The organism is Pseudomonas sp. P129 (genome assembly GCF_020312195.1).
Taxonomy (GTDB): Bacteria; Pseudomonadota; Gammaproteobacteria; order Pseudomonadales; family Pseudomonadaceae; genus Aquipseudomonas; species Aquipseudomonas fragariae.
Genome location: NZ_JAGPYS010000001.1, coordinates 894,237 through 916,507, shown reverse-complemented (window position 1 = coordinate 916,507; position 22,271 = coordinate 894,237). Strand labels below are relative to the sequence as shown.

Genomic DNA, 22,271 nt, shown 5'->3' with positions numbered 1-22,271 from the left:
CATCGGCAGCGCTCAAATGCCTTTGTCGCAGCTTTCTGGAAAGGGTTTGATGATTTCTTCGCGTCTGCTTCTATCGTTCTGCCTGTTAATCAGCGTCCCGCTGGCACACGCCGACACTTTTTCCATCTCGGACATCCGCGTCAACGGCCTGCAACGCGTATCAGCCGGCAGCGTATTCGCTGCGCTGCCGCTCAATGTCGGCGATCAGGCCGATGAGCAGCGCCTGGCCGACGCGTCGCGCTCACTGTTCAAGACCGGTTTCTTTCAGGACATCAACGTTGCACGCGATGGCAATGTGCTGGTGATCAATGTAGTCGAACGCCCCTCTATCGCCAGTATCGAGATTGTCGGCAACAAGGTCATAAGCACCGACGACCTGATGAAGGGGCTCAAGCAGTCGGGGCTCAGTGAAGGCGAGATATTCCAGCGCGCCACGCTGGAGGGCGTGCGCAATGAACTGCAACGCCAATATGTCTCCCAGGGCCGCTACAGTGCCTCGGTCGATACCCAGGCGCTGCCTGCACCACGTAATCGCATCGCCCTGAAAATCACCATCGACGAAGGCACGGTGGCGTCGATCCAGCACATCAATGTGGTCGGCAACACAGTGTTCTCCGATGAACAACTGGCCGACCAGTTTCAGCTCAAGACCAGTAACTGGCTGTCGTTTTTCAAGAACGATGACAAGTACGCCCGCGAAAAACTCTCCGGCGACCTGGAGCGACTGCGCTCCTGGTACCTGGACCGTGGCTACATCAACATGGATATAAATTCGACGCAGGTGTCGCTGACGCCTGACAAGAAAGGCGTGTTCATTACCGTCAATATCACCGAAGGCGACCGCTATACCGTGGGCAGCGTCAAGCTGGGCGGCGACCTGAAAGTGCCGAAGGACCAGCTCGAACAACTGATTCTGGTCAAACCGGGTCAGGTGTTTTCGCGCAAGGTCATGACTGACAGCACCAACCTGATCACCCGCCGTCTGGGCAACGATGGCTACACATTCGCCAACGTCAACGGCGTGCCGAAAGCCAACGATGCCGATCACACCGTTGATATCAGTTTCGTGGTCGACCCCGGCAAGCGCGCCTACGCCAACCGCATCAACTTTCGCGGCAACACCAAGACTGCCGATGAGGTGCTGCGCCGTGAAATGCGCCAGATGGAAGGCGGCTGGGCCTCGACCTACCTGATCGACCAGTCGAAGGTGCGCCTCGAGCGTCTCGGTTTCTTCAAGGAAGTGAACGTCGAAACGCCAGCGGTCCCCGGCACTGACGATCAGGTGGACATCAACTACGCCGTCGAAGAACAGGCCTCGGGCAACATCACCGCCAGCGTGGGCTTTTCGCAAAGCGCCGGGCTGATACTCGGCGGCTCCATCTCACAGAACAACATCCTCGGCACCGGCAACTTCGCCAGCCTCGGCATGACCCGCTCCGAGTACCAGACCAAGTACAACTTCGCGTTCACCAACCCGTACTTCACGCCTGACGGGGTGAGCCTGGGCTACAACGTTTTCTACAACGCGACCGACTACAGCAAGTATTACGACGATGACGACGAGGTCTCGTACTACTCGCTCAACAGCGTGGGCGCCGGGGTCAACCTCGGCTATCCGATCAGCGAAACATCGCGCCTGACCTACGGGCTGTCGATCCAGCGTGACACCCTCGACCCCGGCAGCTACAGCGCTGACGAGATCTATGACTTCATCGAGCGCGAGGGTGATGCGTTCACCAACCTCAAGGCCAGCGTCGGCTGGTCGGAATCGACCCTCAACAAGGGCGTACTGGCCACCCGCGGGCACTCGCAAAGCCTGACCCTGACCAGCACAGTGCCGGGCAGTGACCTGCAGTTCTACAAACTCGACTACAACGGCCAGACCTTCCTGCCGCTCAGCGACACCACCTCGCTGCGCCTGCATACCAAACTCGGCTACGGCAACGGTTACGGCGATACCGACGGCCTGCCCTTCTACGAAAACTATACGGCGGGCGGCCAGGCCACGGTGCGCGGCTTCAAGGACGGCACGCTGGGGCCACGCAATACCCCGGCCACCGGCACCTACGCCAGTCAGGGGCAGATCTACTATTCCGACCGCGACACCGAAGCCCTGGGCGGCAACATCCTGATCTCCGGCGGCATGGAATACCTGTTCCCGATGCCCTTCGTCAAAGACCAGAAATCCCTGCGCACCTCGCTGTTCTGGGACTTCGGCACGGTTTACGCCGACAAGTGCTACCTGACCACCACGCAGAACTGCGGCAACATCAATATCGACCAGATGGCCAGCTCGGTCGGCGTCGGCGTGACCTGGTACTCGCCGCTCGGCCCCCTGAGCGTCGACCTCGCCGTGCCGATCAAAAAGCCCGAAGACGCCGAGACCCAAGTGTTCCAGTTCTCGCTGGGCCAGACCTTTTGAGGCGGACCTTTTACAGCATGAACAAGGCGGTCTTTACCCAGCATTACCTGGCCCGGACCGCGCTTTACATCCCGTCGTTGAATACTGCCTGCACTACTCATCAGGTCAGGAGTTGTTACATGAGCCGCGAAGTCAGACAGATCACCCCCGATGTGCAGGAAATCATCCAGCACGCCTTGCGCTCACTGCTGGGCAAAGGCTTCGTCATCGCGCTGTTCGGCAGCGAAGATGCAACCGGGGCCATGCACTACCACCTGCGCATCGACCACGACGCCACGGGGCTGGGCATCGAGCATCACGACCACGTCGAAGACGGCTTCATCGACGATATCTTCATGCTCGCTACCCGCATGAAAGCCATGCTCAAGCAACGCGAAACCCTGTCTCGCATGCACGGCGGCAGCCAGGCGACGGGCCAGGTGCGCCTGCTGACCTGGATCACCGAGGACAACAGCCAGACAGTCGTGCAAACCGCCGAGGCTGCGGGGCGCGAGTGTCTGAGTGCGTTGCGCGAGCGCAGGCTGCGGGCTTGAGTCACGGGCGCCGCACGGCTTAATCGATGGCCGCGACCATCAGTTCTCGCAGCCACCTGTGAGCAGGATCGCGGTGCAAACGCTCTGGCCACAGCATGAGCATTTCAAACCCGGGAATCGAAAGCGGCGGTTCCTGAACCACGAGCGTCGGCTGATTGCGCACCAGCCGTTCGGGCACCACAGCAACCAGGTCGCTGCAAGTCAGTGCAGACACCAGCGAGCCGAAATGCGGTGCCGACAACACCACCCGCCGGCTTAACCCCAGCGCCGCCAGGGCCTGATCGGTGCTTCCGGCGAAGCCGCCGCCGTTGGGAGACATGACCGCATGCTCCAGCTCACAGAAACGTGTCAGCGACACCGGTTGCACAAGGTCCGGATGATCATGCCGGGCAGCAAGCACATAACGCTCATGGATCAACGACCGCTGGCGCAGCTTGGGCGGCGCCTCGTCGCGGGTGTGCAACGCCAGATCCAGTCGACCGCTTTCAAGATCCGCGGCCAGGCTGACCGGGTGCTTGTTCAGCATGGCCAGGCGCGTGCCCGGAGCACTGTTGCGCAACCTGCCGAGCGACGGCCATATCAACGCGATGGTCGCGTAGTCGCTGGCAGCCACACGCCAGGTGTGATCGGCCGTTGCCGGATCGAAATCCCGGCCGGGCAGCAAAGCTGACTCCAGCGCTGCAAGTGCCTGACGGAGTGGTTCTCGCAGTTCTTCAGCCCGCGCAGTCGGGGTCATGCCCCGCGGTCCCGGTAGCAACAATGGATCCTCCAGCACCTGCCTCAGCCTGCCCAATTGCAGGCTGACCGTGGGCTGGGTCAGGTTCAGCCGATGCGCCGCGCGGGTCACGTTCTGCTCCGAGAGCAATGCATCCAGCGTGACCAGCAGATTGAGGTCGATACGTCGCAAGGTATTGTTCATGCAAATACCCAGTGTTTGGGAGATTGATTTCCAGCATACCCGAGCGAGTCTGTAGCGTTGCGTCATTACAGACAAACCGGAGCCCCTCATGAACGTACTTATTGTCTACGCCCACCCCGAACCGCGCTCGCTGAACGGGTCGTTGAAAGACTTCGCAGTCAATCATCTGCAGAACAACGGCCATCAGGTGCAGGTGTCCGACCTTTACCAGATGGGCTGGAAGGCGATCATCGACGCCAACGATGCACCCGGTCTTGAGACCAGCAGCCGCTTTGACCCTGCCCTTGAGTCGCAACGCGTATTTGCCGCCGGTATTCAGCCGCCGGACATCGAGGCCGAACAGGCCAAACTACTCTGGGCAGACGCTGTCATATTTCAGTTTCCGCTCTGGTGGTTTTCGATGCCGGCGATCATGAAAGGCTGGATAGAGCGGGTGTACGCCTGTGGTTTCGCCTACGGCGTGGGCGAGCACAGCGACCAGCACTGGGGTGATCGCTACGGTGAGGGAACGCTGGCAGGCAAGCGCGCCATGCTGACGGTGACCATGGGCGGCTGGGAGTCCCATTACAGCGAGCGTGGCGTAAACGGGGCGCTGAACGACGTGCTCTTTCCTATCCAGCACGGCATCCTGTTCTATCCAGGCTTCGATGTGCTCGCGCCGTTTCCCGTGTACCGGGCTGGCAAGGTGGACAGCACAACCTTTACGCGGATTTGCGCCGACTACGGCAACCGCCTGGATGCCCTGTTCACCCTTGAGCCCTTGCCATTTCGCAGGCAGAACGACGGCGACTACGAGATCCCGGCACTGACCTTGCGTCCTGAGCTTGCAGCGGGTCGGCAGGGACTGGACATTCACCTGCGCGATCAGTGACTGATAACGAAAAGGCCCTGCTTGTGCAGGGCCTTTTCATGCGTAGTGCTTTTTGGCGGACTACTTCAGGTTGTTCTTGAAGAACTCGCCCAGCTTGTCGAACGGGATCAGATCGACCCGATCGTACAGATCCACATGCCCGGCCTCCGGCACGATGATCAGTTGCTTGGGCTGGCCGGCCAGTTTGTAGGCTTCCTCGCTGAACTCCAGAGAGTGCGCCTTTGAACCGGCGATGAACAGCATCGGCCGTGGCGAGATGGTCGCGATGTCGTTGAACGGATAGAAGTTCATGAACTTGATGTTGCTGGTCAGCGTCGGGTGAGTGGTCAAGTCGGGGGACTGGCCTTCGGGCGTGAACTCGCCGCGTGGCGTGCGGTAGAAGTCGTAGAACTCACGTTCGATCGGGGCGGATGTGTCAGTTAGCTTGTGTAAGGTGCCGCTGGTGTAGGCCGTATCACCGCCGCTGTATTCCACGTCGCGCTGCAGTGCCGCCTGCTCGATGATCTTCTTGCGCTGCGCCAGCGTCTGCGAATGTTTCAGGCCGTTGCGGTTGGCGGCGCCCATGTCATACATGCTCACCGTGGCAATGGCTTTCATGCGCGGGTCGATCTTCGCGGCACTGATGACAAAGCTGCCACTGCCGCAGATCCCCAGAACGCCGATTCGTTTTTTGTCCACGAAGGTCTGAGTGCCCAGGAAGTCCACTGCAGCACTGAAGTCTTCGGCATAGAGATCGGGTGAAACGGCGTTACGCGGCTGGCCTTCACTGCCGCCCCAGAACGACAGGTCCAGCGACAAGGTGACAAAGCCTTGTTCGGCCAGTTTCTGCGCGTACAGATTGGCACTTTGCTCCTTCACTGCGCCCATCGGATGGCCGACGACGATCGCCGGAGCTTTAACGTTCGGGTTCGAGCCTTTGGGTATAAACAGATCGCCCGCGACTTTCATCTTGTACTGGTTGTTGAACAGCACTTTTTGCGCAACGACCTTGTCGCTTGTGTAGAAATTATCGGCACCGTGAGACATGTCTGCTCCTGTCGCAGCGTATGAGCTTATTAAAAGCCCAAGCATCAAAAGAATCTTTTTCATGGCGTGTTACCTCGTTGAGAAATTGACCCGCGTTTATCTGCCCGGCCCTGACCGGTGTTGCTTTCCAGCAGGGAAGCGTTGTCGCGCGCCGTCCAGGCCAGCGCGGCCGAACACGCCAGTAACACGCCACCGAATGCGAACGGGCTCCACCAACCGAGTCTGTCGAACAGCGCGCCGCCGATGCCGGCCCCGGCGGTGATCGCCAATTGAATGGTCGCCACCATCAGGCCGCCGCCTGCCTCGGCATCGTCGGGCAGCGTGCGGCTCAACCAGAGGCCCCAGGCGACTGGTGCCGGCGTGGCAATCAGGCCCCAGACGGCAAGCACAATGGCGACAGCCTGAGGCGAATGGCCCAGACCGGTCAGCGCCACGGCCAGCACCGCCATCAGCAGCGGAATGGCGATCAGGCAGGCATACAGGCCTTTGTGCAGCAGCCTGCCGATCAGGTAGGTGCCGACCAGCCCGCTGGCTCCCAGCGCCAAAAGCATCAGGGACAACGTGTTGACGCTGACGCCGGTGATCTCTTCCAGAAACGGGCGCAGGTAGGTGAAGACGGCGAACTGGCCCATAAACAGCAACAGGATCGCGCTCATGCCGACGGCCACTTGCGGGTTACGCAGCAGGCGGAACGGATTGCGTGCCCGGTTGTTCGGCTGACTGCGCATGGCCGGCAGGCTCAGCCACTGCCAGGCAAACGCCAGCGCCGCGAGCGGGATAACCAAGAAAAACGCCCCGCGCCAACCGATGTATTGGCCCATGAAGCTGCCCAATGGCGCGGCGACCGTCGCCGCCAGCGCATTGCCGCCGTTGATCAGCGCCAGGCCCTTGGCGACCGATTGCTTCGGCACCAGCTTCATCACGGTGGCGGTCGACATCGACCAGAAGCCGCCAATGGCAATCCCGAGCAATGCACGGCCCGTCATGAACAACCAGCCGTTGGAGGCCAGCGTGACGATCACGCCAGACACCAGCAACAACAGGCTGAAGCCCAGCAGGACAGGCTTGCGATCCAGATGCCCGGTCAGCGGCGTGTTCAGCAGGCTGGTGAGCACGGCAAAAAAGCCGGAGATCGAAATCGCCTGCCCGGCCTGCCCCTGACTGATGCCCAGATCCTGCGCGATGGGTGTCAGCAGGCTGACCGGCATGAACTCCGACGCAATCAGCACCACCACGCACAGCGCCATCGAAAACACGGCGCCCCAGGCTGGCGGATGAGTAGTTATTTCGGACTGCTTCAGAGTTGAATCAAATGCTTGCATGCGTCCTGACCTGACGACGTTAAAAATTAGTCGGCACAGGTTAGGGCAAAGGTATTAGGATGATTAGACACCACAATTTAAACGCGCTTGTGAGAAGGATTCAGCAATGAGCACACCCAAACTCAATGATCTGCAAGCCTTTCTGCAGGTGGCGCGCGATCAGAGCTTTACCAAGGCCGCCACCAAACTCGGCGTTACGCCTTCAGCCCTGAGCCACACCCTGCGCGGCCTTGAAGAGCGTATGGGCCTGCGCCTTTTGGCGAGAACCACCCGCAACGTAGCCCCGACCGAAGCCGGCGAACTGCTGATGCGCTCGATCGGGCCGCTGCTGGACCAGATTGCCGCAGAAGTCGAAGTGCTGGGCGAGCTGCGTGACAAGCCCGCCGGCACCATTCGCATTACCTGCTCCGATGACGCCGCAGAGGGCATCATCCGCCCGATGCTTCCAAGGTTTCTGGCGCAGTACCCGGATATCCAGGTCGAGATCTGCATCGACTACGGCTTCACCAATATTGTCAGCGAACGTTTCGATGCCGGCATTCGCCTGGGTGAGTCCATCAGCAAGGACATGATTGCCGTGCGCCTCGGGCCTGACTGGCGCTTGTCAGTGGTTGGCTCGCCGGCCTACTTCGAGCGCCATCCTGTCCCGCTGCAGCCGCAGGACCTGACTCAACACACGTGCATCAACATCCGCCACTCGCCAAACGGCAGCTGCTACGCCTGGGAATTCGAGAAGGGCAGCCGCAAGCTCAACATACGGGTCAACGGGCAGTTCACGTCGAACAGCATGATCCACGTGCTCAACGCCGCACTGGACGGCGTGGGCCTGGCCTACGTGCCGGACTCCATGGCCGAGCCGCACATCGCCAGCGGACGCCTGAAAGAAGTGCTGGTCGACTGGAGCCCGTATTTCGAAGGCTTTCACTTGTACTACCCGAACCGGCGACAGGCGTCGCCGGCGTTCAGTGCGTTTGTCGAGGCGGTGAGGTATCGGGGCTAGTCCCCCGCCGCCTGATTACTGCGCGGCTTTCAACGCATCCGCGACCTTGTTCAGCGAACCTTGAGCAGGCTCGGCAAGCAGTTTCAGCTCGGTGGTTTTGCCACGCACCACCACCTGCATGGCGGTGGGCGCACCCTTTGCGTCACCCACGATCCGGTAAACGGTGTCGCCGCGCACGAAGCTCAATACGTGACTGGCAGCGTCGTACTTCAGTTGCTCACCTTCAGCCTGGGGAAACAGCAGCCCGACCTGATTCTTGCTGTCCACGGCCGCGTAGAACAACGGGCTTGCGTCCCCTGAGCGGAACAACACAATGCGCTTGCCAGACGGCGCGAGCCTGAACGACAGGAGAATTTCACGCTGCTGGTCTTCCTCCCAGACAATGCGGGTGGTGTGCGTCATCTTGCCATTCTGATTGCGACTGACTGTTTCAGTCGGCAACCCCGACCCGCCGGTATGGTCAAGGACCGTCTGCGTTTCAAGAACCGGCTCGCCATTACGGATGCTATACGTAGACGTCTGGTGCCAGCAGCAACCGTCCTTGGTCATAGTCTCGATCTTGCGGGCTTTCTCATCCACGCTGAACAGGCCGCAGTTGTTTTGCGCCAGTTGGGTAAACGAATCGCTGTGCCGAAAACCATCTGCCGTGCCGAGAAAGACCTGATACGAGGGGCCGTGGTAACAGCTGTTCTGCCCGTCCATCAAGGCCAGATCCTTGATGCCATCGAAGTTGAAATCCTGATAGATCAGTACGCTTTGTTCGCCATAGGGCAACTCGTGCACATTGGTTTTGACCTTGCCGGTTTTGGGGTCAGTGCCAAGCACCAGTTCATCGGACTGCACGCGGATCAAGGCCGCACCGCTGGCCTTGTCGTACACGTTGATGACGCCGGGACGAAACACATCGTCTTTGGCGGAAATATCCAGCGTCGCACGGTATTTATCGGAAAAATCCTGCAGGGTGTAGCTCTCTCGGGGAGCGCCCGCGAACCCTGCTGCATCCATTTCCCCGTAGGTCGGTAACGCACCGGCGGCACTGACCAGTGTCGACGAGGCCAGGCCGACCAGTACCCACAAGGCCTGCAACCCGAGACGTGACGCACAGCGTTGAACGATGGATAGGTGCAAGACGCAACTCCTCTGATAATGAGCGATGAGTCTACTTCAGCAATTGATACAATTTGAAATCATTGCCCAACGTGCACTTCGTGCTCACAGGCCGCCCCGTCCGACCCGGTAAATGTTCTAATCACGCCCCCCTCTTCGCTCAACGGGCCCGATGCTTTTATGGATATTCACTCGCTTTGGCTCAAGACCCAGGAACTCTGGGACATGCTCGATCAGCACCCGTGGGTACGCACCGGGCTGGCCCTGATCCTCTTGCTGACCGCGGCACTGGTGCTTGGCCGCGTGGCGCGCTTTCTGGTGCTGTACGCCGTCAGGATGCTCGGCCGTCAGCCGTCCCTGCATTGGGTCAATGACTTCCGCCACAACAAGGTCTTTCACCGACTGGCGCAGATGGTGCCGTCGCTGGTCATTCAGTTCGGCCTCACCCTGGTCCCGGGCCTGAGTACTGCGGGCCGGAACGTGATCGGCAACATCGCCATGGCGTTCACCATCCTGTTCATGACATTAGCCATCGGCACCCTGCTCAATGCCCTGCTGGACATCTATGCGCGCACCGAACACGCCCGCACGCGCTCCATCAAGGGTTACGTGCAACTGTCGAAGATGATCCTGTACGTCTTCGCCGGGATCATCATCGTCGCCACCCTGATCGACCGTTCGCCCCTGCTACTGCTGTCCGGCCTCGGCGCCATGTCGGCGGTCATCCTGTTGGTCTACAAAGACACCCTGCTCTCCTTCGTCGCCAGTGTGCAACTGACCAGCAACGACATGCTGCGCGTCGGCGACTGGATCGAAATGCCGCAAGTCGGCGCAGATGGCGACGTGGTGGACATCACCCTGCACACAGTCAAGGTGCAGAACTTCGACAAAACCATCGTCTCCATCCCGACTTGGCGCCTGATGTCCGAGTCGTTCCGCAACTGGCGCGGCATGCAGCAATCAGGCGGACGGCGCATCAAGCGCAGCCTGTTCATCGACGCCAGCGGCGTGCGCTTCGTGCGCGACGACGAAGAACAGCAGCTCATGCAAATCCACCTGCTCACCGACTACATCGGCCGCAAACAGGCCGAACTGCTGGCCTGGAACCAGGCACAAGGCAACGTCGCACAAATGTCCGCCAACCGACGACGCATGACCAACATCGGCACCTTCCGCGCCTACGCCCTGGCGTACCTGAAAAGCCACGTCGACATCAACCCGAACATGACCTGCATGGTTCGCCAGCTCGAACCCACGTCACAGGGCATCCCGCTGGAAATCTACTGCTTCACCCGCACCACGGTGTGGGTGGATTACGAGCGGATACAGGGGGATATTTTCGATTATCTGATTACGGTGATGCCGGAGTTCGGGTTGAGTTTGTATCAGCAGCCTAGTGGGGCGGATATGCGGGTGGGGTTGAGGGGGGAGTCGGTCGGCCCTTTGTCCGTATAGAACTCAGGTGGAAAACATGTGCGGTTCTAAGTTTTGCTGACTAAGAAACTGTATTATCAAATCGGCTGACTTCTAGAGTATTACGCAGTCTGAAGGCTGCGTAATAGCTAGCATCTTCGTAAGACCTGCCGAGCTATCCGTCCCTCATTCTCAGCGTCTCGGCAAGCAGACTCGAAAGATCAGCCGGGAAAATCTTTTCGTAGCATTGATCCAAATCCCTCGCTGACCACCACTTCACTTCACAAATAACATCACGTTCAGCTTCGCTCCATTTGACGGGCGAGAGTTCATGGGTAGCCGTCCTCACCGTGTAGTAGTTTTCAACCGCAAGCACAGTCTCGCCATTAGGCATTTTCCATAGGAACTCCCTGCGGTCTATGCAAGCGCCCACTGACTGAACAGTAATCCCGGTTTCCTCCTCAAGCTCGCGCGCAGCCGCCTGCTCAAAAGACTCGTTGCCCCTGAGCTTTCCGCCAGGCGTGGCCCAGTAGGTCAGACCCGCTAAAGCGCCGCTTTGGTAGCGGATCTTAAAAAGAAGGATCTGATGAGATGGATTGATCAACAGAATGCGAGAAGCGAAACGGCGTATAGGCACCCCCTCAACCCCTCTGCATGAATGACCGCTACAAGATGACGTCCAAGACTTCGCTGCCCCTCATCCGTCGAACCTCGACTACATAGTCCACGATATCGGGCACTGCGTAGTCCACGACAAGTTCCACCACAGGCTTGGCCGGTTTACCTGAACGCTTTACAGGATAATCTGGAATTCGGCGGAAGATCTCTTTGCCGCGACGATGGGGCATAGGCATGGTGCTTAGAATGACTGTATTCCATAGTCACCTTGGCTTAATTTAGGAAGTTTGAGTTGCCTTCATCAGATTTTCCTAGCAAGCTGTTTTGGTTGGCTATGGTCGCCACCTTTGTATGCTCAGTTCTGGCCCCTGCCAGTCGATTTCGATTAGAGCCCACAATCAACGATCTATTCAGGACGCTTAGTTTTGATAATCAGAGCCTTATCGAGCATTTTCTAGGATCAATAGCCGCGTCCGCGATCGCACTCTTTGCAATAATTGTTATCTCAGCACACACAACTCAGGAAGGTCTGAAGTAGGCGGACTTTTTAACCCACCCGTTGCTTCAAGGTTTCAAAAAACGTCGTTTCAATCGAAAATCAGACCTTTCCCTCGCCCAACTCCTCTTTTTTCTTCTTTCTTCTTTCTTCGGATAAGCGCTTTTTAGCTCAACTGTCCACATTACAGGCGCACCTCTCCCGTATTCAGCAGTCGTTTTCGCATCATCCACAGATTGGACAGAGCAAACAGCGTGGTCTGCTGCGCAGTGTTTTTCAGCAGGCCTCGGAAGCGTACTTTCGTATAACCAAACTGGCGCTTGATCACTCGAAACGGATGCTCAACCTTGGCTCGCAGTTGAGCTTTCGCGTATTCGATTTTGCGACGCATGCGCCCGATCAGACTTTTCTTTGCATGCTTTTTATAACTGCTGGGCCGCGCTGCAATCGACCATATCATTTGGCGATTTTGATGCTCGGGACGCTTTTCGACACCGGTATAGCCCGCGTCGCCAGAGACGTAAGTTTCTTCTCCGTGCAGTAACTGGTCGACCTGAGTTACGTCAGCTACATTCGCCGCCGTGCCCACAACGCTATGCACCAAACCGGATTCGGCATCGACACCGATGTGCGCTTTCATCCCGAAGAAATATTGATTTCCTTTCTTCGTCTGGTGCATTTCAGGGTCACGTTTTCCGTCCTTGTTCTTGGTCGAACTCGGCGCATGAATAATCGTTGCATCGACCACGATGCCTTGGCGCAGCAACAAACCACGGTCGCCCAAATAGCCATTGATGACCTGCAAAATCCCACCGGCCAGCTCATGTTTCTCCAGCAGTCGGCGGAAATTAAGGATCGTGGTTTCGTCCGGAATCCGATCCAGGTGCAGTCCTGCAAACTGTCGCAGAATTGTGGTTTCGTAGAGCGATTCTTCCATCGCCGGATCGCTGTAACCGAACCAGTTTTGCATCAGATGAACCCGCAACATCGCCATCAACGGATAGGCAGGGCGACCACCTTCGCCCTTTGGATAGTGTGGCTCGATCAGTTTGACCAAGCCATTTCAGGGCACGACCTGATCCACCTCGATCAGAAAGCGTTCACGCCGGGTTTGTTTGCGTTTGCCAGCGTATTCGGCGTCAGCGAAGGACATCTGCTTCATCGGGACTCAACCGTTCAGTGCTTGGGACTGGCGTATTTCACCAGATTTGGAAGTCTTTTTCAGAGTTCCCCTTAAGACGAAGGCATCCTTGCCCGATCTCAGTTACTCAGTACTCGCGCCGTTTCGGCTTGAAGAGAATCGTAGGTGTCCGAGAGTCTCTTGCTTGCTCCATATTCATAAAGCGCTCTATATCAAAAAGCTGATCCAAGGTGCGATCTTTGGAAGGCCACCTCAGTTTCGGCGTCTGACGACCTGACAAACGTGTTTTAAGTAGTGACTCGATGTGGGCGAGGCGTTCGCCCTCAATGGTGATGTAGCCAATTGGCACAGTAATGGCGCTATCGGTACTAGGTTGACAGTGGTATTGGACCACTGCCAACTGCCCTGGGATCAAGAATATCTCCATACGATCTTCTAGTGGAGGCCCCGAGAACTCGACTCCATTAGGGATGCGCGACCAGAATTTCGAATGGTTATCACGAAGTTCATTGTGCAGCAGTGCGCAGACATGTCCCGTACCTTCTCGAGAGGCGCTAAGTAGCGGCTCAATGCGATAGACAAAATCACTTAGTAGCTGTCCGTTCGCAGCCCATAACGGAACAGAGCTGGCCAGCCAAAGCGCGGTATGGGTTGCATCTTCCGACCAAAGCCTGGCCTGATCACGGATAAAGCTCTCGATCATGCGTCGATTTTTTTCTAAATAAATCGGCCCGACCAATGCTTTGGTCAAGGGGGTGCCATAGCCAGTTTTTTTGTCATTCCTAGCTTTGAGCCACGCGTTGAAATCTAGAGCGCCACGCTGGATATGGCGCGCCAGCACCTCATCATTTACTAACTCGCAGTAGGTTGTAAAAGACACGCCGTGCTCGGGAATCGATTGTTCATTGAGGAAGTCAGAAATTTTGGCTTCCATTTCAATGGTCAATGGTCGGCGGCTATTTGCTTTGTCCTCTGCGGTTTTGATGACGCGCAAGGGACCGCTTGGCGTCCACTCAAGAGAAATGGACACATCGATGGCGACTTGGTCGACATCGCCCGCTTCACAGCTGCTAATTTTATACAGACGGCTTTTTCGAATTTCGCGCTCGCTTCGTTGTTGCAGCTCTAGATAAGCATGGTACTGCTGACCAAAAGCCTCAATGACCTCCCGCTGGCCTAGGTTCTTATACTCATTAGCCACTTCCAGAAACGGTAAGCCAAGGCGATACCGCCTTGGCTTACGTGGAGCAATTATGTTCAGTGTCAGCAGATCAAGAAGTGGCGTCTCGACGCGCTCTTCGTAGCGGGTGAGACTGGGAAGTACCTCAGGGCTGCCCTGAGATTTGTTGCGCAGTATCGAAGAGGGTATTAAATGACCTGAATCGGTATACATAGCCAAGCGATTCTGCACCAATCCCTCGATTAGCATTTCGCATTCGCGCTGGCTCAGTCCGAAATACTCCCTAATATCGCCCGGTAAGACCTCATCAAGTAAGACTAGGAGACGACAAGTAAACTCTTCAATTGCTGGTAGCGGCACCTCCTGCGTCCAAGCACAATGCATGGTATAGGGGCGCACAGGGATTAGCAGCGAAATCACGTTACCAAGCCGCAGCTCATAGGGTGTTTCTAATTCATCTAGTTCATGCATGCTGAGTGCTCTCTATGACGCTGGTGCCATCGACAACAAGATATTTTTCAGATTGTTCCTGGGCTTGGGTTTCGACAAAGCTAAGCACCTTGGCCAGCGCAGAGTCAGAGTTGCTACTTCGCCACATGGCGCGTGCCCCCACCACGACTAAACGCTCTTGCGCACGGGACAAGGCAACGTTAATGCGTGGCGTATCGCCCAGGAAGCCTTGATTTTCCTTGTCGTTATCACGCACCAAACTGAGGAAAATCAGCCGATTTTCCTGCCCTTGATAAGAGTCTACAGTATCGATTTTTATCAGTTCTCGAATATCTGCAGCCCATTCCGCTTTGCTCAACTCTGCTTGGAGAAGCGCCTTCTGCTGCTGGTACATAGTGATTACCCCAATGGGGTAGGGCTTTTCATCAGTTACGAATTGTTTGAGATTGCTCAGTGTATTTGGACTGCACAATAGTTTGATCAGATGCAAGATCACTTCGCACTCGTGCTGATTCAAAAAGCCACGACGGCCTTTGCTGTCTTCACCAGTGCGCTTAGTGCCAACACCACTGTCGATCCACGTTACGGGGTAGTTCAATGGATAAGACAGCGCATGGAACCACTGCGGCGAGTCAGCCCGGCCAGTTTTAAGGCCACCCACTCCGGACTCGTCGGCATAGAAGCAAGTCGAAATGATATCGCTAATTGGCTTAACCATTCGATACTGAGTGTCGAGGGCAATACCGTTATTTACATAAAAAGCGCGCTCAAAGTCAGTTTTTGCCACTTCACCAATCTGAACATTAAGCTCATGAGATACAGCTTTAAGGTGACGTTTATCGTAATGCGGTGGAAGTTGGCGATGGTCACCTACTAGCAATACACGTTTGGCAGACTGTAATGCAATCATCAGCTCGGAAGCTTGCGCACGACCCGCCTCATCAACAATAACCCAGTCGAATTCAGATTCATTTATGGCAAGATTTTTTGAACCCATACCCACCAGTGTGCCGCATACGAGCTGCGAAGTTTTGACTAGGAAGCGGTCGTAATTGGCATCGCCACTGGCCAGCACGTCGATCCACTCCTGGCTAAGGATGATCAGCTGACTCAGGCGTTTTAAACTGACTAAATCAGTAATGTCATTTTCGCGAGCAACTTCCTTGCTAAGAAGCTCCCAGAACCCTGGGTCATGGGCATCAGGGGTTTCGAAGCTGAATTGATAGCTGTCTACGATCTGTACAATGCGCAGAACAGTCACATCAGCCTGATCGCAAAAAGACTCGAATTTTTCAGCCAGGCTGCTTTGCGTTCCCAAGTGTTCAATCTTTTGGAGTTGAGCTTTTAGTGTACGCAGATTGGCCATCAGCGGATGCAGAGTACGGTGTAGGCTAGATAAGGTGGATACAAAGCCTTGGCTGAGCATTAAGCGCGAGGCTAGAGCATTGATGCGTAGATCATACTCACGGTGAAACTTGTTCTGGATCTTTCGCTGGATGGAGCTGGGATGAGCGTGCAACAGTTTACTGTCGATCGAGCTCTCATTGCCCAAGCGCACGACTGTTAAAGGCGTGCTCATCGCCATACAAAGCTCGCGGGCTTTGAGAGCAACGTTATCGACTGTAGCATTGGATTGCCCAACCAGCAGGATGTTCTTGGCCAGATCGTTTTCGTAAAGATAGTGAATCAGCTTGCTGACAAATGCAGTCTTTCCCGTGCCCGGTGGACCTTGCAGCACGCTAATCGGTCCTTCGGTAATGACACGTTGGAACGCGTCAAGCTGCCGCTCGTTAAAGTATTCGGAGCTGCCATGGAGGTTGTCATAACGGGAGCGGATCTTTGCCTCATCCGGTACGTCGCCCATAGGACCTGAGGCTATGTTGGCGCTCTTGTCGAAATAATCCGGTAGTCGAGCAATTTTCGAGCTTCCATCCAACACTCGTTCCAACGCTTTAGTCCGGCGATCTCGACTGGATTTTGTACGTAGAGACTCTAGGGTTATTTCATTGCCGGGCGCAAGCCGTCGAATCATTCCTCCACGACTGGGTTTGACCACCAGAGTGTCGGAGAGTATCTCACCAAGCACCAGCGAACCAAAGCTATGTTCATCACTCCCAAGCGTCACATGAACCGTGTCGCCCCTATCAAAGTTATCCAGCCAGCTTTGTGAGTTAGCTGTATAGGGGATCAGGAGGTAACCCTCGCTATTTTCTTGGATCGCACCTTCAGCCACTTCGAGGCGGAGTAGATAATCGCCCTCAGTGTTGAGTAATGTGTTCCAGATTTGCCTAGGTGTAACTGTGCAGCAGTCTTCAGGGTCGATATCGTATTCGATTTCATCATATCCCTTGTTTGGCGACTGCTTGATCATCAGGTCAATTACAGCGTCGATACCCAATAGATAGTCCACAAATGGATCGGGAAATACTTTTTTCGGCTCACCGCGCACTACAAAAATATTCTCCGTAATTCGATGTTGCGCTTCTTTGCGGGCACTGATGTAATCGCTCAGGCTAATGTTGCGTGTGACGTTTGCGTATTTGATCTGCTTGGCCATCAGATCAACTGTCAAGGTTATGCGTGTATCGATACCGGTAATGAAGAACCTGAGCCAATTTGGTTCGCGGGCTTCCCGCGCCCTGACGAAATAACCACATTCATCCTTGCTGAGCAGCTCTTTCTCTAGAGGCAAATCGCTAAGTAAAAAAGCCAGATTAAAAGTTCTTCCTAAGTCACTAGCAACCGCTTCTTCGACGGGCTGGTTAGCCACAACAATGGCTTCGAGCAGTGGCTTCAATGATAGAGGTACTTGGTCTGATTGCTGTTTGGCGCGCTCCAACTCTTCAGCGATAGGTGCAGGGAGATCATCACCAAAAAGCTCCTCGACCATACGATAAACCGCAAAGCGATCTCGCCCATAACCATCGGTGCTAGCCGGATTGCTTGGGCCATAGCTGACATTGTAGGGCTCGGACTCCCCCCCGTAATCCAACACATCTATAAGGACCAGCGTGCGATCTAATTTACTAACGCCTTGATCCTCTCCTTTGAAAATAACATTCTCAGGGTGCAGGTCACCGTGGTAGACATCCTGTTGATGAAGGGCCAGCATTGCATCGCACAAACGGTGGGCAACTCGTAACTTCTCGCCAGCTGATCTCATATTCTCGACAAATAGCGACCATGTTTCACCTGGCTCATAGCGAGTGGCAATGTAAAAACCACCACCTTCCAACAACCCATAGTCACGCACCTGTGCAATAGGCAGGTCGGCATTCAGAGTTTGTTCAATACGTTTTCGCAACCGCAAAATGCGACGATTTGTGCCGGGATCCTTGGGTGAGGCGAAAACGTTTTGCCAGAACTTGATAAGGCCGATTGCATCGCCATCTTGATAGCGATAACGAATAGTTGAACCAAAGCTGATCGATTCACCAGGGACCTGTGGGAACATCTGCGTCAGATGCAGCGCGCTCACCTGCCGTTTGATGAAGTTACCACTAGTGAGCGCTTCAATTACTTCCTGAGAGTCATCGTAAGTATGCTCGTGATCGTCCGTCAGGCTGTTGAAGTTCGCCAGCATCTCTCCGGCATCTTTATAGCGATTGGCTGCATCCCAATCCAGAGCCTTGGCGAAAAACTCATCCAACTGGCCATTAAACGGATCACCGCTGACGTGCGGACGCCAGACTGAAATCTGTTCCTCGCGCTCCAATCGTTTATCCACAAAGCAAATGCGGTGAGCGATCTGGCCTAGTAGAAATACGTCCACGCGAAAGGGATCGAGAATGTCGCCCGCTCCGCTGAACACATCTTCGGGTAATTGCAACTGAGTGCTTTTAAGCAGCGCCCGGATGTCTTTGACTGTGGTTTGTTCGGGAATAAATGAGGCGTAGTAACCCGAGGTCACAATAGTTGCATTATCCGTTGCATACCACAAATTGTGGCAATCCACGTCGCGGTGAGCGATGCCCATACCGTGCAGCTCTGCAAATGGTATCAACAAGGCTCGTACGTGGTCAGCACGTTGATCCATTGTCCAAGTGGGCCCGTTTTGATTTAAGTAACGATCAAAGCGCTTCATGTTGTGCCTAAGCTCAAAAGCTTCGGCATAATCGGTCTGAATGTCCTCCGGGTCTAGACCAACTGCAGGCCGCAGCATGAACTGTTCAAGTCGGCTATTTTCGGTACGTGCGCGGCAATGTATGACGTGCTCGCGGGTGAGAATACGGCTCCAAGTTTCAGTAAATGCCAGCCCCGTACCCAGCTTTAAAAAATCCCATTGACGTAGCAAGCCAATGTCTTTTTCCATGCTGGGGTTTTTACCAATAAACTCTTTGAACAAGCCATTATTGTGCTCGTATTCAAGTTCATCATCGGAAACATAATGGGCAACTTTAAGGCGCTTGGACTGCACATATCCTTTGCTGTTGCAAAAAAAGTGGTCGATTTCTTTAAGTGCTATGGATGAATTGGGACGCGGGTGGTTGTAACGCTCGAAAAAAGCCTCATGAGATTTTTCAGGCTGAGTGCAAATCTGACTGTAAACGACAGGTTTGCAGATCTTCAGGAAAGTGTCGAGGCTATGCACATAGCGTGCTTCGTTTGCCGGTAGCTGTTCGGGAGTGGCTGAACCGGACAGTACCACATGCGCCTCGACCATCGGGCCATAACCGATTTTACTGCGAAGCTGATTGCCCAGCAGCTTGCTAATACGCAGGGCATGCTCCTTCTTGATGGTGAAGGGGCTTTTGCCTCGAGATTTCTCGTTGACCCGCCACTCACCACGATAGCTGGTGAGTTTGCCGTTCCAGTCCTTAATCTCTACCAGCAAAATACGGTCACTGGTGATGATCAGCAAATCAATCTCCATGGAGCCCTGCTCATCGGTCATCACCAGCGATGAATAGGCTTGCCAGCTAGATTGAAAGCTTTTCTCCATCTGACTTACAGCATAGGCCTCTCTCGGATGCAATCCATTTTTGCCTATTACTATCAATTTCATCTGCTGGCTCCTTCCTATGAGCTACTGAGCTTATCACCGTTGCTATCGAACAAGTTGAAAAAGCGAAACGTATGGTGAAATAACGTACATGGTGCTCTCGAAACTATGGGCGAGAACTCGGGCCACGTTAAGCATGGTCTGACGCGGCTCAAAAAACTCCTAGGAGGCAACCGGTGTCTGATTTTGATCTCAAACGCGTTTCCAGACAGCTCTGCATCACGGGAAAGGCCGCCATCAATTCTCCGCATCCGAGATGCACTACAAGTAGTTGGCATTCCTAATTGTAGTTTGATCGGACGTCAAGAGTAGCGAAGGTGACCCTCGCAGGTACTCACCATCTTGACACCATCAGCTAGGGAACTTTAGTACTGATTTTATTAAACAGACAAAGTCCCGCTCGAATAAAGTTTTTCTTTCGCCGCTCCACCTGTATAGACGACATGGGGCTCAAACAAAATATTTCAAACATCCCCCCTATCCAAGACAGCCTCGAAATAAATACAATTCGGACTCATTTGACTCAACACTACAGGAGACTCTTTAAAAAGCTTCTGACCTCCAAGCATGCTCTTAGATAAGACGTCCAAGGTAAGACCTGAACAGATATTTAATGCCCCCTTTTGATTGAAAAAACTTATGATTCTTTTTGATATTTTTTGACTGAACAGCCGAAAAATGAAACTTTTGTTTTGTAGGCATTTTCTATCCCAAGCAGCCAAAACCAACATCAAACAAGCTTGCACTACCATAAGGTGTGCCGGCCAATTCTTTCGCCTGCGCATAGATAATCGGACGCTTACTTTAATCTTGGCACGAACTATAAAAACCCCATCAGGCACGACGCCAAACGAAAAATTCTCATTTTTTATATAGGCACCGTCCTCACCAGTATGGAGCGTTTCATACACTAATGAACTCGAATTCGTCAAAATGAGCGACACGTGAAAAAAATCTCCTTTCGTAGAGTCAGCAATATCCCCCTTAAATTCCACCTCGTTTGGCGTATATAAAACCATATCTACAGGCAAAAGAGCACTGGTATTCACACATAAATGAAATAACCTAAAGCCTATCGGCGCTTTTTTTCACGAAATAATTCAGCACTCTGCAACCACCTTCTAATCTATTGACATGCGCCTGAAAATCCATAGCAAGGCAATAGCGACACCTCTGGCAAGTGTCGTAAAGCAGAGACACAAGATTACTTACATTCCTGTTCAAATTCTTCGAGCATATCCGCACGGATCAACGCGTCGGGATCTTCTGCGTGAACCGCATCAACCCTCTGCTGAACGCAGCCGTCGGAATCTCCACCGATACCTGGTATTGAAACAGTTGGCTCTGAGGAGACAAGTGTTGCCCCGACGGCTGATGTCTGGCTAGGAGCAGGGATGTCAACCAATTGCAGGTTTTCTCCTCGCAATCCATCTCCTGAAAAGCGACTAGCTTCTTCAAAGTCAGGGATGCTGGTTACGCCGCTTCCGTAGCGGTCATTATCAACAAGAGCCATTTTCCCCGGATACTGAGCGATTAAGCTCGGAGCCAAGGCGGCGAGGATTTGAGTAGGTCTTCCGTCGTTCCAGAAGATAACGGCCTGCAGCTCACCTTTATCGCCGAGCACCCTCTCCTGCCCATGCTTGACTACGCTCTGGGTTGGTAGCGTTGTGCGAACGCCTACACCTTGGAACTGGCTGTCCTGCTTGTTGCCAGCCCAGACCGTCGCCACCGCGCTCTGTAGAGTGCCCTTGCTCCATTGCAGTTCACGGATCAGGTGACCTTGATCGTCCCAATACTGCTCAACGCCATCTTTGCTGAGGTCACTTGCCATGTAGCGATTTGCATCTGGAATGATCGCGAGACCGGTGTAGTGATGTACGTGCGCTCCGGTGTAGCTGTACTTATCTTGGGTACGAGAGAGAATCTGGTCGTGTTCGAAAACACTAAGCTCTGTGACATTACCCCGAGCATCCATTTCCTTCTGGACGCCATCCATTAAATCATTGTCGTAGTTGTTCTCGCTGGCCAGGTACCACCGATTACTATCGATGCTGTAATCCTGCTGCAGGCCTTGCTTCTTACCATTGGCGTAATTGCGATGCTGGGTGCCTCTGTTGTCGAAGCCGCTTTGCAAACCGTTCTTCCATTCGAGGTCTGCAATTTTTTCCTTACCTGCACTATCCCAAGCACGTTCACGACCGTCCTTACGGCCTTCGGTGTAGCTGGCCTCTAGAGTTTTCTCACCGGTCTGAGCGTCGTACTGCTCCTGAACGCCATATTGCCGACCATTTTTCCAGTGCTCAACGACTACCTTTTTGTTGGTCTTGGGATCGAAGCGCTCGGCCTTCCCGTCCTTCTTACCTGCTTTGAATTCACCGGTACCGACTACGGTGCCTGCGTTGTCGGCACACGTCATTTCACCATCGGGAAGCCCTTTTTTGAAGTCAACAATGCATGTGCCGACATTGAAGAGCCCAAGAACTGAAATGGGATAATTCGTGACACGACCAGTGAACGGATCTTCGGCGTGTATCTTATACAAGAGGCCTTGTATTTCTTTGGTTTGACGGGCGTCAATTTCTTCGTTGCAGCCAGTGAGGCTGAGGGTGGCCAATCCAATGGCACCAATCGCGAAAGCTCGACCTGCGATAAAACTCACCTGAAACTCCTGTTTGGTATGCGACGGCCCTCTGGCCGTGCTGGGGCTTATAAGTCCCGAGTTTGCGCAGCTTGGCTCCCTCTGGAACGCTCTGCGTACCGTTCCTTAACGT

Annotated in this window: 15 protein-coding genes and 1 pseudogene; 5 read left to right on the top strand and 11 right to left on the bottom strand. The window is 54.6% G+C overall.

Annotated elements, in window-relative coordinates:
* Window positions 1–49: 49 nt before the first annotated feature.
* On the top strand, window positions 50–2,422 hold the full coding sequence (gene bamA, locus KBY02_RS03980; protein WP_225649875.1) for an outer membrane protein assembly factor BamA: 2,373 nt from the start codon (window positions 50–52) through the stop codon (window positions 2,420–2,422).
* Between the two features lie 119 nt (window positions 2,423–2,541).
* Window positions 2,542–2,955: a hypothetical protein gene (locus tag KBY02_RS03975; RefSeq protein ID WP_003402465.1), complete on the top strand. Its 414-nt coding sequence runs from the start codon at window positions 2,542–2,544 to the stop codon at window positions 2,953–2,955.
* Between the two features lie 19 nt (window positions 2,956–2,974).
* On the opposite strand, the gene KBY02_RS03970 is transcribed toward KBY02_RS03975, so the two are convergent.
* A complete protein-coding gene (locus KBY02_RS03970) occupies window positions 2,975–3,874 on the bottom strand; it encodes a LysR family transcriptional regulator (RefSeq protein ID WP_024641744.1) in 900 nt (299 codons plus the stop codon).
* Between the two features lie 88 nt (window positions 3,875–3,962).
* On the opposite strand from KBY02_RS03970, the gene KBY02_RS03965 reads away from it, so the two are divergent.
* Window positions 3,963–4,745, top strand: a complete 783-nt coding sequence (locus KBY02_RS03965; protein ID WP_024659749.1) for an NAD(P)H-dependent oxidoreductase — start codon at window positions 3,963–3,965, stop codon at window positions 4,743–4,745.
* A gap of 60 nt (window positions 4,746–4,805) precedes the next feature.
* Here KBY02_RS03965 and KBY02_RS03960 read toward each other — a convergent pair whose 3' ends face one another.
* Window positions 4,806–5,834, bottom strand: coding sequence for an alpha/beta hydrolase (locus KBY02_RS03960; protein ID WP_058822630.1), 1,029 nt, complete (start codon window positions 5,832–5,834; stop codon window positions 4,806–4,808).
* Window positions 5,831–7,093, bottom strand: a complete 1,263-nt coding sequence (locus KBY02_RS03955) for an MFS transporter (RefSeq protein WP_060409278.1) — start codon at window positions 7,091–7,093, stop codon at window positions 5,831–5,833. Before KBY02_RS03955 ends, KBY02_RS03960 begins: the two co-directional genes overlap by 4 nt.
* A 106-nt stretch (window positions 7,094–7,199) precedes the next feature.
* Between KBY02_RS03955 and KBY02_RS03950 the strand changes: the two genes are divergently transcribed.
* The gene (locus tag KBY02_RS03950; RefSeq protein ID WP_225649873.1) at window positions 7,200–8,093 is read left to right on the top strand and encodes a LysR family transcriptional regulator; all 894 of its coding nucleotides are present in this window, start codon (window positions 7,200–7,202) and stop codon (window positions 8,091–8,093) included.
* Window positions 8,094–8,108: 15 nt separating this feature from the next.
* Here KBY02_RS03950 and KBY02_RS03945 read toward each other — a convergent pair whose 3' ends face one another.
* Window positions 8,109–9,221, bottom strand: a complete 1,113-nt coding sequence (locus tag KBY02_RS03945; protein ID WP_152092203.1) for an XAC2610-related protein — start codon at window positions 9,219–9,221, stop codon at window positions 8,109–8,111.
* A 159-nt stretch (window positions 9,222–9,380) separates the two neighbouring features.
* Here KBY02_RS03945 and KBY02_RS03940 point away from each other — a divergent pair, with 159 nt between their 5' ends.
* Window positions 9,381–10,655 (top strand): mechanosensitive ion channel family protein, encoded by a 1,275-nt coding sequence (locus KBY02_RS03940; protein ID WP_104684473.1) that lies wholly within the window; start codon window positions 9,381–9,383, stop codon window positions 10,653–10,655.
* Window positions 10,656–10,788: 133 nt separating this feature from the next.
* On the opposite strand, the gene KBY02_RS03935 is transcribed toward KBY02_RS03940, so the two are convergent.
* The 7 genes and pseudogenes from KBY02_RS03935 to KBY02_RS03910 form a co-directional block, all read right to left on the bottom strand.
* Window positions 10,789–11,250: an NUDIX hydrolase gene (locus KBY02_RS03935; protein ID WP_225649871.1), complete on the bottom strand. Its 462-nt coding sequence runs from the start codon at window positions 11,248–11,250 to the stop codon at window positions 10,789–10,791.
* Between the two features lie 28 nt (window positions 11,251–11,278).
* The gene (locus tag KBY02_RS26355) at window positions 11,279–11,461 is read right to left on the bottom strand and encodes a DUF7002 family protein (RefSeq protein ID WP_412548783.1); all 183 of its coding nucleotides are present in this window, start codon (window positions 11,459–11,461) and stop codon (window positions 11,279–11,281) included.
* A gap of 450 nt (window positions 11,462–11,911) precedes the next feature.
* Window positions 11,912–12,889 (bottom strand): annotated as a pseudogene (locus tag KBY02_RS03930) (IS5 family transposase).
* A gap of 106 nt (window positions 12,890–12,995) precedes the next feature.
* A complete protein-coding gene (locus KBY02_RS03925; protein ID WP_225649869.1) occupies window positions 12,996–14,519 on the bottom strand; it encodes a hypothetical protein in 1,524 nt (507 codons plus the stop codon).
* Window positions 14,512–19,503, bottom strand: coding sequence for an AAA domain-containing protein (locus tag KBY02_RS03920; RefSeq protein ID WP_225649867.1), 4,992 nt, complete (start codon window positions 19,501–19,503; stop codon window positions 14,512–14,514). The genes KBY02_RS03925 and KBY02_RS03920 overlap by 8 nt, the downstream gene beginning before the upstream one ends.
* Window positions 19,504–19,964: 461 nt before the next feature.
* Entirely contained in the window at window positions 19,965–20,549 is a 585-nt protein-coding gene (locus KBY02_RS03915; protein WP_225649859.1) for a hypothetical protein, read from the bottom strand.
* A gap of 155 nt (window positions 20,550–20,704) precedes the next feature.
* The gene (locus tag KBY02_RS03910; protein WP_225649857.1) at window positions 20,705–22,159 is read right to left on the bottom strand and encodes a toxin-antitoxin system YwqK family antitoxin; all 1,455 of its coding nucleotides are present in this window, start codon (window positions 22,157–22,159) and stop codon (window positions 20,705–20,707) included.
* Between the last annotated feature and the right edge of the window lie 112 nt (window positions 22,160–22,271).